Source organism: Shewanella oncorhynchi, from assembly GCF_012584455.1.
Lineage (GTDB): Bacteria > Pseudomonadota > Gammaproteobacteria > Enterobacterales > Shewanellaceae > Shewanella > Shewanella oncorhynchi.
Map to the genome: position 1 here is coordinate 302799 of NZ_JABAEB010000001.1, position 11765 is coordinate 314563.

Annotated in this window: 11 protein-coding genes and 2 tRNA genes; 6 read left to right on the forward strand and 7 right to left on the reverse strand. The window is 46.3% G+C overall.

From position 1 onward, the window contains the following. Positions 1-35 precede the first annotated feature (35 nt). The gene (locus HGO26_RS01290) at positions 36-536 is read left to right on the forward strand and encodes a zinc ribbon-containing protein (protein ID WP_028761474.1); all 501 of its coding nucleotides are present in this window, start codon (positions 36-38) and stop codon (positions 534-536) included. 105 nt (positions 537-641) lie between these two features. Here the strand turns inward: HGO26_RS01290 and HGO26_RS01295 are convergent, their stop codons facing one another. The 7 genes from HGO26_RS01295 to miaB form a co-directional block, all read right to left on the reverse strand. After that, on the reverse strand, positions 642-1301 hold the full coding sequence (locus HGO26_RS01295) for a class I SAM-dependent methyltransferase (RefSeq protein WP_168822793.1): 660 nt from the start codon (positions 1299-1301) through the stop codon (positions 642-644). Positions 1302-1489: 188 nt separating this feature from the next. Then, a complete protein-coding gene (locus HGO26_RS01300) occupies positions 1490-1993 on the reverse strand; it encodes a type II secretion system protein (protein WP_168822794.1) in 504 nt (167 codons plus the stop codon). A gap of 10 nt (positions 1994-2003) precedes the next feature. Continuing rightward, positions 2004-3578 (reverse strand): apolipoprotein N-acyltransferase, encoded by a 1575-nt coding sequence (gene lnt, locus HGO26_RS01305; protein WP_168822796.1) that lies wholly within the window; start codon positions 3576-3578, stop codon positions 2004-2006. Between the two features lie 6 nt (positions 3579-3584). Beyond that, positions 3585-4460, reverse strand: a complete 876-nt coding sequence (corC, locus tag HGO26_RS01310) for a CNNM family magnesium/cobalt transport protein CorC (RefSeq protein WP_006082742.1) — start codon at positions 4458-4460, stop codon at positions 3585-3587. A 40-nt stretch (positions 4461-4500) separates the two neighbouring features. Beyond that, on the reverse strand, positions 4501-4962 hold the full coding sequence (gene ybeY / locus HGO26_RS01315) for an rRNA maturation RNase YbeY (protein ID WP_168822798.1): 462 nt from the start codon (positions 4960-4962) through the stop codon (positions 4501-4503). After that, entirely contained in the window at positions 4952-6001 is a 1050-nt protein-coding gene (locus tag HGO26_RS01320) for a PhoH family protein (RefSeq protein ID WP_028761469.1), read from the reverse strand. Before HGO26_RS01320 ends, ybeY begins: the two co-directional genes overlap by 11 nt. A gap of 214 nt (positions 6002-6215) precedes the next feature. After that, positions 6216-7640, reverse strand: a complete 1425-nt coding sequence (miaB, locus tag HGO26_RS01325) for a tRNA (N6-isopentenyl adenosine(37)-C2)-methylthiotransferase MiaB (protein ID WP_006082739.1) — start codon at positions 7638-7640, stop codon at positions 6216-6218. A gap of 365 nt (positions 7641-8005) precedes the next feature. Between miaB and HGO26_RS01335 the strand changes: the two genes are divergently transcribed. From HGO26_RS01335 to HGO26_RS01355, 5 genes are all read left to right on the forward strand, one after another. After that, positions 8006-9253 (forward strand): FAD-dependent monooxygenase, encoded by a 1248-nt coding sequence (locus HGO26_RS01335; RefSeq protein WP_168822800.1) that lies wholly within the window; start codon positions 8006-8008, stop codon positions 9251-9253. Positions 9254-9418: 165 nt separating this feature from the next. After that, entirely contained in the window at positions 9419-10006 is a 588-nt protein-coding gene (gene pth, locus HGO26_RS01340) for an aminoacyl-tRNA hydrolase (RefSeq protein WP_028761467.1), read from the forward strand. 139 nt (positions 10007-10145) lie between these two features. Continuing rightward, positions 10146-11237, forward strand: a complete 1092-nt coding sequence (gene ychF, locus HGO26_RS01345; protein WP_028761466.1) for a redox-regulated ATPase YchF — start codon at positions 10146-10148, stop codon at positions 11235-11237. A gap of 208 nt (positions 11238-11445) precedes the next feature. After that, positions 11446-11522: transfer RNA gene (locus HGO26_RS01350), tRNA-Met, on the forward strand. Between the two features lie 94 nt (positions 11523-11616). Further along, positions 11617-11701: transfer RNA gene (locus HGO26_RS01355), tRNA-Leu, on the forward strand. Positions 11702-11765: the final 64 nt, after the last annotated feature.

Below are 11765 nucleotides of genomic sequence, written 5' to 3' on the forward strand. Positions count from 1 at the left end.
TGCATTAAAAAGGTTCGTATGAAGGAGTATTGGTTATGAATGATAGAAGTAACGCGTTACTAGGACTGTATCAAGCCTTAATTACCGAAGTGAAATCTCAATTTGCAGAAGATAACACTATGACTGTAAAGAACTTATTCAATTCTGTCACTCAAGGTAAGGAGTATTTACGTCTTAAAGAACAGGCAGGGGAAGATGAACTCGCTTTAGTCGAACAATTCTTAAAGCGTGATATTACGAGTTTTCTCCGTGAGCAGAACGCGGATAGTTTGAGTCATAGCCCAACCGTGATTACTTTAGAGAATACGCTTTGGCATTGGCTCAGTGAAATCACCGACCGCAGCCAAGTAGAATGGCATGAGTTAACGCAAGATTTTAAGCACCAGGGCTACTACAAGAGTGGTGACATAGTGAATCAGGGCATCATGGTGTGCACTAACTGTGGCAATGAAATGAGTATTGAATTTCCAAGTCCCATCCCAGATTGTCCTGAATGTGACCATGAAGAATTTACCCGCGAGCCGCTAACGCCTTAATCAAGGTGATGAGGTTATGCAGCTAAAACGACGCCTCAGCGTCGTTTTTTTTTTGAGTTCTATTAGACCTAAATGGCTCATATCTGCATTAATTAGGCTGTTGTATCAATTGTTGGTACGAGAGTAGTTGAGGATTTGACCGCCAAAGGGCGCCAATAAGAATTCAGTGTGAATGGGTTTATGTTGTGTATGTTCGTAACCTAAGGTCACCATACGTTTACTGAATTTTGCATGATTACCACGGCCTGGATCGACTAAGACTACATCACAAATTGGTTTAGCATGCTGCTCAATAAATTGTGATAAGAGATCGGCATGTTCTTGTTCGTACAAGAGATCGCTGCCGATAATGAGATCAAATAAACCTAAATTAGTTTGTGCATCTGCCCACCCAGTTCGAACAAACGGGATCGCCCGACCATGATTTAAATCGACATTCTGCTTAAGGAAATTCTCCGACTCGGGGTGATAGTCGGTTGCTGTGATGTCGGCATGTCTGTGGTTCAGCACTAGACTTGCCAGCCCTATACCGCAGCCAACTTCAAGAATGCGTTTATTATCAATTTGATAATCGGCCATATGATGGGATAGCACTTGGCTAGACGGCCAAACTATGCCAAATAATGGCCAAGTTGCGGAGGAAATACCGAGCTTTTCAGCTTCGCCATCTAGGTCTTCAAATTCTTGGTTATTTCTTAGGGTTCTGACATGAATGTCGAGATCCCCAAATTCGTGGGTTTGGTAGCGCACGCGAAGCTGTGCCATAGAGTTGCCTTGACTGTGTACCTTGGTTAAGGAACGAGGTAATGGTACCAATCATATTGGCTATGCAGACACAGTTACTGTGATTGGTATAAGGCCACGTCTAATCGTTCACCTTAACGTGGAACGCGCAATCAGCCTAATGTATTCGCAGACAATTGCGGGATAACACAGGTTAACTGAGTGTCAGCCTAACAACCTTGGGTGTTGATATCATATTGTGGCGGAGTGTTGGCATCGCTGGCTTGGGTGTAGCGGAAATAGCATTGGTCATCATTCACTAAGGAATTGTTGTTAAGATCGTAGCCTATATAAGTGATATCAATGCCTTGATATTGGATGATAAATTTATTATCTGAGGTGATCCATTTTTCCACATCAGTATTATCGAGGTAACCCCATTTTAATCGTGTATCTGGAGTGCCATCACCATTGAGGTCGATATCAATAATATCATCGCGCCCAGCTACCGCTTGGCTCAGTAGGCTAGGCATTTGGGTTTTTGAGTAAGCTAGCATATTGGCTGTTTTAACGCTGGCCTGTACTTGGCTTAAGGTTTGTATCCGCGCTTCTTTACTTAAACCGATAAATCTAGGCGCGGCGATCACAGCCAAGATCCCAAGCACAATAATCACCACGACAAGTTCAATTAAGGTAAAACCTGCCACATCTTGTTTATTGACTTGGTAATGCATGGCCTAAATCCTATTGCGCTTTAAAACGTCGGGCAAGACCGAGTAGAACGATTAAACCACAGAGTATCAGTAGGGGCATTTGGCCTAATTTTGCAAACCAAGTTTGTCCTGTGACTAATGGAATGGTTGCACTTAGCACACCTATTTCAAACTGTGGCAATGACGCTGTGATATTGCCATGCTCATCGACTATGGCTGTCACGCCATTGTTGGTTGCGCGTAATAGAGGTCGACCCAATTCAACCGCGCGCATTTGAGCGATCTCCATATGCTGTAATGGCCCATTTGAGCTACCAAACCATGCATCGTTAGAGACAGTTAATAGTATATCTGTCCCTTGATTAACGTTGTCGCGCAACTGTTCGGGAAAGGCTATTTCATAACAAATTGCTGGCGCGATTTTATGGCCTAGTGCGCTGAGATTAGGCTGTTGATATTCGCCTCGCGTAAAGGACGACATGGGCAAATTAAAGAAAGGTGCTATCGGGCGCAGCAGCGCTTCAAAGGGGACAAACTCGCCAATTGGCAACAGATGGTGTTTCTTAAATTGATTGCTACCATCGCCCTCATAGTCTGGGCCTGCTTGTTGTTTCTGATTATGATTACCAAGCACAATCAATGAATTATAGAACTCATTGTTTTGATGGCTAATAATGCCTGTGATAATTGAGGTATGGTTTAGATTGGCGACTTTATTGGCGTTATCTAAAAAGTCCTGCACCATAGATTCTGGCGCTGGAATTGCTGCTTCTGGCCAAATAATGATATCGGCATCCAGATGTTCGCGGGATAAATCCATGTATTTTAACAGCGTCGGCCACAGGGCATCGGGTTCCCACTTCATGCTTTGGGGAATATTGCCTTGCACCAGCGCCACTTTAACATTTTCACCCGTAGGATGAATGTCCCAAAGTTTAGGCGCAGCCCACACGGCCAGAAGACTGAGCGGCAGTAAAAGCAGTAAGCTCTTATAACGCTTAGTAAAACAAAGCGCTAATGCACCAGCGAGCATGGCCAATACAAAACTTATTCCCAGTGTGCCTATGATACTGGCAAGGGGTTTTAGCGGCCCTTGAGTTTGTGAGTAACCCGCCCATAACCAAGGAAAGCCTGTCATTACCCAGCCACGAGCCCATTCGGTCAAGGTCCATAACGCGGGGAATAGGGCGAGATTACGCCAAAGACCAAATCGAGTTTCACCATCATGGCTCAGCGTTTTAGTTAACCAAACCAGCGCCAAACCAGTTAGCGCGGGATACAAGGCTAAATACAAGGCTAACAAGGCCATTAACCCAACGGAGGCAATGAGCGGCATACCACCAAAGGTATCCATGCTCACGTGAACCCAGCTGATCCCTACGGCAAAACAGCCAAATCCAAAGCTTAACCAATAGTAAAAGCTTGCCTTAGCGCTCAGCGTTCGGCTGTGCCAGAGGGCAATCGCCATGGCAAACGGATAGATTATCCAAATGGAATAAGGCGCAAATGAAAGCGCCGTACTGGCGCCAAGGGCAAATGCCAGTACGAGTCTCACAGCACTAGGTTGGGACTGTTGTTGGGCAAAAGCCCGGATTTTTTTTAGCACGAGTGATTATTCTACGTCTTCGCCAGTATTAGGATCGGGGAGTTTAACTCTGAGTTGGATTAAACGCCTAGTGTCAGCATTGATGACTTTAAATTCTATGCCTTCAATGATGATGCTCTCGTTACGTTCTGGCAGATGGCCAAAGGCGTGTGAGACTAAGCCGCCGACGGTATCAAACTCTTCATCGCTGAATTCAGTGTTGAATTCTTCGTTGAAATCTTCGATTGGCGTCAAGGCTTTAACCATATAAACCGTGTTACCAACTTTGCGGATCTCGGTTTCTTCAGTGCTATCGTGGTCGAATTCGTCTTCAATTTCGCCGACAATTTCTTCAAGAATATCTTCGATAGTCACAAGTCCCGATACACCGCCGTACTCGTCAACCACAATCGCCATATGGTAGCGTTGAGAGCGGAATTCTTTTAGCAGAACATCGACGCGTTTGCTTTCGGGCACAACCACGGCGGGACGGATCACGCGATCCAGTGAGAAGGGCTCATCACTGTTGGAGAAACCGTAAGGGATCAAATCTTTGGCAAGCAATATGCCTTCGATATGGTCTTTATCTTCGTTAACAACGGGGAAGCGCGAGTGACCTGAACCAATCACAGTCGCAAGTAACTCTTCGACCGAGTTGTCTATCTGGAGGGCGACAATTTGAGCTCTTGGGATCATGATATCCCGCACACGCATATCAGAAACGTCTAATACACCTTTTATCATCTCGCGGGTATCTTGGGTGATCAAATCGCGCTGCTCGGCACCATCAATCACATCGACTAGATCTTCGCGATTTTGAGGTTCGCCCTGAAATAGCTGACTTACTCTATCAAACCAACCTTTCTTGTGGGCGTTCGTACTAGGGGGGATATCGTCACTCATAGTTTTCTCATTAGCTTTTGATAGGGATTATCTTAGCTAATTATTGTTCCTTATATGGGTCAGTAAAACCTAAGCTTTCAATGAGTTGAGTCTCTAACGACTCCATCTCTTCGGCTTCTTCATCGTCGATGTGATCATACCCTAGCAGATGCAAGCAACCATGTACAACCATGTGTGCCCAGTGCGCTTCTAGTGGTTTTTGTTGTTCACGGGCTTCATTTTCAACGACTGCCGCACAAATGACAAGATCTCCGAGTAAAGGAAGTTCAATTTCTGGTGGTGCTTCAAAGGGAAATGACAGTACATTGGTCGGTTTGTCTTTACCGCGATAGGTATTGTTGAGCATTTGGCTCTCGCGGCTATCGACGATACGTATGGTTAATTCAGCTTCATCCATGCTATTGCCAATTGCGGTAGTGGCCCAAAGGGCGAATTGTTCGTCCGTTGGTAGCCACTCACTGGTGCTGGCATGTTGAATATCTAAGGCTAACTCAAGACTCATGTGTTGCGGCTTCCTGCTGTTGCTTTTGGTACTGGCTTTCTTTTTTGGCTTTTAAGGTTTGCTCTTTTAACTCGAAGGCTTCATAGGCTTCAACGATACGGGCAACCACAGGATGGCGCACTACATCTTGGGAGACAAAAAAGTTAAAGCTGATTTCTTCGACTTGGCTTAACACTTCAATCGCGTGACGTAGCCCCGACTTTTGATGTTTAGGTAAGTCGGTTTGAGTGATGTCGCCTGTGATCACCGCACGGGAATTGAAACCGATACGGGTAAGGAACATCTTCATCTGCTCGATTGTGGTGTTTTGGCTTTCATCGAGAATAATAAAGGCATCGTTCAAGGTACGACCGCGCATATAGGCAAGCGGCGCCACTTCAATCACGTTTTTCTCGATTAGGCGTTCCACTTTTTCAAAGCCAAGCATTTCGAACAACGCATCGTAGAGCGGACGCAAATAGGGGTCGACCTTTTGACTTAAGTCACCAGGTAAGAAACCGAGTTTTTCACCCGCTTCCACCGCAGGGCGAGTCAGCAGAATGCGGCGCACTTCTTGGCGCTCTAACGCATCTACTGCCGCGGCTACGGCAAGGTAGGTTTTGCCCGTTCCTGCTGGACCAATACCGAAGGTAATATCGTGACGCGTAATATTGGCCACATACAAGCTTTGATTCGGATTGCGTGGCTTAATGACACCGCGGCGGGTTTTGATATTAATACCGCTGTCGTCGTTAGCGTCTGCTTGCTCTAGGGCAATGGCTGCTTGAATAGCGATATGGACTTGCTCAGGCTCAAGATCGGGCGTGCTGCCTTTAACCGTTTGGGTCTCGATGTAGAGTTCTTTTAGTAAGTTGTTGGCGCTTAAACAATTGCGTGGTAGTCCGGTGATCTGGAAATGATTGTTCTTACGGACGATTTCAACGCCAACGCGACGTTCTATCTGCTTGATATTGTCATCGAATGGACCGCACAGTGAAGCCAAACGGCGTGTTTCTGCGGGTTCGAGATACAGATTCATGGTAGTTAATTTACTGGACAAATAGCACTCCCAATAGCGAATAAGAAAGCAAGGTACGAGGTTGGTTAACCATCGCAAGATAATTTTAGTTTACGAGCCATAGCCGATAATTGCTAACGGAAAATAGCAATTGCCTCGGTAGACTTAAATAAAAGTGCGTTAAAGCAAAAGGGCGACTAAGTCGCCCTTCTTTATATAGGTACCGATATCGGTACTGTTTAAGCCGATTTAACGCTTATGGCTTAAATTGAGTCACACCCAGTTCATCATCTTGCTTGCGCTTGGCCAGAATTTCTGCCGGACGCAGGCTACGACGTAGATCCATTTCATCTTCGCCGCGGATAAAGACACCGCGCAGTGAGTTAGTGTAAACGTCGACAATTTCTACATCCACGAAAGTACCAATGTGTTTTGGTTGACCTTCGAAGTTCACCACTCGGTTGTTCTCAGTACGGCCGCGCAGTTCCATAGGATTTTTCACCGATGGCCCTTCAACCAGAATACGTTGCACTGTGCCCATCATGTGGCGGCTGTAGCGCATGGCTTGCTGGGTGATGCGATCTTGCAGAATCGCCAGACGTTGTTTTTTCTCTTCCATATCGACGTTATCGGGTAAATCTGCCGCTGGCGTGCCCGGACGTGCGCTATAGATAAAGCTGAAGCTGTGGTCGAAACCTATGTCTTCAATCAACTTCATGGTATCGGCAAAGTCTTCTTTAGTTTCGCCAGGGAAGCCAATGATAAAGTCTGAGCTGATTTGAATCCCTTCACGGGCTTTACGCAGGCGGCGGATGATTGACTTATATTCAATCGCCATATGGCCGCGTTTCATCGCTGTGAGAATACGGTCAGAACCCGATTGCACTGGCAAGTGCAAGAAGCTTACAAGCTCAGGGGTATCTTCGTAAACGTCGATGATATCTTGTGTAAATTCAATCGGGTGACTGGTCGTGAAGCGGATACGGTCGATACCGTCGATGGCTGCCACGAAGCGCAGTAATTCCGCAAAAGTACAAATTGCGCCATCGTGAGTTGCGCCGCGATAGGCATTCACGTTTTGGCCGAGCAAGTTTACTTCGCGCACACCTTGCTCTGCCAATTGGGCGATTTCAAGGATAATATCGTCCGATGGACGGCTGACTTCTTCGCCGCGAGTATAAGGTACGACACAGAACGAGCAGTATTTGCTGCAACCTTCCATGATAGACACAAACGCGGTTGGGCCTTCGGCGCGAGGCTCTGGCAGACGGTCGAATTTTTCGATTTCAGGGAAGCTGATATCGATAACCGCTTTGTCGCCACGGCGCACTTGCTCGATCATCTCGGGCAGACGGTGCAAGGTTTGTGGTCCGAAAATAATGTCGACACATTGGGCTCTGTCTTTAATGGCTTTGCCTTCTTGTGAGGCAACGCAGCCGCCCACGCCAATAATCAAATTGGGATTTTTATCTTTAAGCGTCTTCCAGCGTCCTAGCTGATGGAACACTTTTTCTTGCGCTTTTTCGCGGATAGAACAAGTGTTGAGCAGGAGAATGTCTGCCTCAGACGCTTCTTCAGTCAAGGTATAACCTTGGTATTCGCCTAACAGATCAGCCATCTTGGATGAGTCATACTCATTCATTTGACAGCCCCAAGTCTTGATATGGAGTTTCTTACTCATCAGTTGTGTCGCCCTAAGATGACCAATAAAAATAGCGCGACATTTTACCTGCTGTTACGGCTGCTGACCAGCTTTGTCCACACTTTTAGCTGTTGGCTTTTACCAAGTACGATACCCTCACAAATGCTAGGTTTTTATTGTTCGGCTGCATTTGGGCAAGATTAATATTGTTAACAGGCTGAGCTTTCGTTATTTCCAGCAAACTATTCGGGCTTGAATGCCTATGTCTTCACGGATTTCGAATCGAAATGCGCTCAACATTTCCGTGGTATCTTGATATAAGGCATAATCGAGCGGGTTTGTGAAAAGTCGCTTGGGCAGAAATACCGAAGGGCTTAAAGGTGGTAACTAAGGTGGTAAGTAGGATGAGCCAGATTGAAGAGACACATGCACAGATGATATCCGACACCACAGATTCTAACGTGACTCATTCTGAAGGCACTGAGTTCGATGTCATTCTTGTCGGCGGCGGCATGGTTGGTGCGGCGACGGCAATTGGATTAGCCCAACAGGGTTTGCAAGTGGCGGTGATTGAATCCTTTGCGCCAGAGGCTTATCAAGCCGAACAGCCATTAGATGTGCGAGTCTCGGCCATCAGTGTTGCTTCTGAAACGCTGCTTGAACGTCTTGGCGCCTTGGACTCATTGCTTAAGATGCGTAATGTGCCTTATTTGGGCTTAGAAACTTGGGAGCTTGATGGCTGCATCACCCAATTCCACTGTTCACAAATTGGCGCCAGCCATTTAGGCCATATAGTCGAAAACCGTTTAATCCAACTTGCCCTGTGGCAACAGATGACACAATTAGCTGGCATCACCTTATATTGTCCCGATAAAGTGGTGGCATTTGCCCGCGATAGCGACGGTGTGAGCGTGCACTTACAGTCAAATAGTAAACTGACCGCTAAGTTGTTGGTTGGCGCCGATGGTGCTCACTCGCAGGTACGTCAATGGGCGGGAATTGGCATTTCGGGTTGGGATTACGCTCAATCGGCCATGTTGATTAATATCAACACCGCACAGGGGCAACAGGATGTGACTTGGCAGCAGTTTACGCCCAAAGGACCGCGTTCATTATTACCTTTACCTGGCAATAACGCTTCGCTGGTGTGGTACGACGATGCCAATCGAATTAAGCAGTTAATGCAGCTTAATAATAAACAGCTTGCAGATCAGATAAGAGTGCATTTCCCAGCGCGTTTGGACGCTGATTTTACCGTTGAGAATAAAGGCAGTTTTGGCCTCACTCGTCGGCATGCCCAGCGCTACTATAGTCAGAACGTGGTGATTTTAGGCGATGCCGCCCACACCATTAATCCCCTCGCTGGCCAAGGGGTGAACCTTGGGTTTAAGGATGTCGAAGCGTTTTTGGCGGTCATCAAGGATGCATTAGCCCAAGATAATATCTGGTGGTCGAATGAGGTGCTTGCCCAATATCAGCGCAAACGTTATCGCGATAATCAATTGATGATGACGGCGATGGATTTGTTTTACGCCGGTTTTAGCAACGATTTTCTGCCGCTAAAGCTGCTGCGTAATGGCGCGTTAAAGTTGGCAAACATCAATTCTCCGCTCAAAAAGACTGTCCTTAAATATGCTATGGGGCTTAATTAACGCTTTGTTGTTCTGTGTTCTGACCTTATGTTCTGCTCCTGTCCGATGACGTGGCATTTGTTGACTTGGGGTTTGAGTGCTAAAATGCCGCGTTTTTAGCTGGTATGGTCAGTTCAGTCGGCGCTTTGCGCGGCTGTCATCGACGAAATAACGATATTGAGTGTCATGAGCGAAATAAAATTAATAGTTGGTCTGGCTAATCCAGGTGCTGAATATGCACACACTCGCCATAATGCGGGGGCTTGGTACGTTCTTGAGTTAGCGAGAATTTGCGGCGTGACTTTAGTGGCCGACAGTAAGTATTTTGGCTTGACTGCCAGAGCCGTATTGCACGGTAAAGATGTCCGCTTATTGATCCCAACGACTTATATGAATTTAAGCGGTAAAGCGGTTGGCGCTTTGGCGAATTTTTTTCGTATCACGCCGGAAGAGATTCTGGTCGCTCACGATGAACTCGATCTGCCGCCCGGTGTGGCTAAGTTTAAGCTCGGTGGCGGTCATGGCGGCCACAATGGTCTGAAAGATATTATTGCTAAACTGGCTAACGATAAAAACTTCTACCGTTTACGCTTAGGTATCGGTCATCCCGGTGATAAAAATCAAGTGAGTGGTTACGTTCTGGGAAAAGCGCCAGCTAAAGAGCAAGAGCTTATCGAGGCGGCGATAGATGAAGCCGTGCGTTCTACCGAAATTTTGTTTAAACAAGACATGGTGAAAGCCATGAACAGATTACACTCCTTTAAAGCGGAGTAGGTTTTGCCTTTGGCGAGACTCAAGTGTTAAGTGATTCAAGTGATTTAATTATTCAGTAATGTGCTGCCATAGGGCAGGACGACTAAACCTCGCTGATGAGTGTGACTTGTCAGCCAATAATCGAGAGAAAGGTAAGCATATGGGTTTTAAATGCGGCATTGTTGGTCTTCCTAACGTAGGTAAATCAACGCTTTTTAATGCGTTAACTAAGGCTGGCATCGAAGCGGCTAACTTCCCGTTTTGTACCATTGAACCTAACACTGGTGTTGTACCTGTGCCGGATCCACGTCTGGATGCGTTAGCTGCGATTGTGAATCCACAACGTGTGTTACCTACCACCATGGAATTCGTGGATATTGCGGGTCTTGTGGCTGGCGCATCTAAAGGCGAAGGCTTAGGTAACAAGTTCCTCGCTAATATCCGTGAAACCGATGCTATTGGTCATGTAGTACGTTGTTTTGATGATGACAACATTGTTCACGTTGCTAACAAGGTTGACCCTGCTGGCGATATCGAAGTCATCAACACTGAATTAGCCTTAGCTGACTTAGACAGTTTAGAGCGTGCGGTTCAGCGTCAGCAGAAACGTGCTAAAGGTGGCGATAAAGACGCTAAGTTTGAAGTGGAAGTATTAGAAAAAATGCGCCCCATTTTAGACGAAGCTAAAATGTTGCGTTCTATGGATTTATCGAAAGAAGAGCTGGAAGCGGTGGCTTACTTGAACTTCTTAACCTTAAAACCGACCATGTATATTGCTAACGTTGCGGAAGATGGTTTTGAAAATAACCCGCACTTAGATGCCGTTCGCGCCATTGCTGCGACTGAAAACGCTATCGTTGTTGCCGTATGTGCGGCGATTGAATCTGAACTGGCCGAGATGGAAATCGAAGAGCGCGATGAGTTTATGGCAGATCTGGGTATCGAAGAACCAGGTTTAGATCGTGTGATCCGCGCAGGTTATGAATTACTGAATCTGCAAACCTATTTCACCGCAGGCGTGAAAGAAGTGCGTGCTTGGACTGTGCCAGTGGGGGCGAGTGCTCCGCAAGCGGCGGGCGTTATCCATACCGATTTTGAACGCGGTTTTATCCGTGCCCAAGTGATGGCATTTGACGACTTCATTGCCCACAAAGGTGAAGCTGGCGCGAAAGAAGCCGGTAAGTTACGCGTGGAAGGTAAAACCTATATCGTTAAAGATGGCGATGTGATGCATTTCCTGTTTAACGTATAACAAAGCTTATTCACGCTGTAAGTCTCGATAAATTAAGCTAAGTATGGGCAACAAGGTGTTATTTAGCACATCTGTTGCTCAGTTTGGTGAAGTAATAGCCGAACAGCTTAACCTAAGGGAAATAGCGAAAAAAAGCTGTTGACCTAGATACCTCGAATAAGCATAATACGCCCCGTTCCTCGCTGAGAGGGGCGCGTAATATCGATGTGGCAATGTAGCTCAGCTGGTTAGAGCACAGCACTCATAATGCTGGGGTCGCAGGTTCAAGTCCCGCCATTGCTACCATTTTATTTAAGATAAATTTCTTATATAAAATGAATCACGATTTTACTCTAGCATTGATTGCTAGCATCTCTTCACGATGTAAACATGAAACTGTGCGGGAATGGTGAAATTGGTAGACACGCCAGATTTAGGTTCTGGTGCCGCAAGGTGTGAGAGTTCAAGTCTCTCTTCCCGTACCATTTTTTAGATATATGAATTTAGAAACATCGGCGATAGCGGATGTTTGAAACAGAGTTAGTTGGG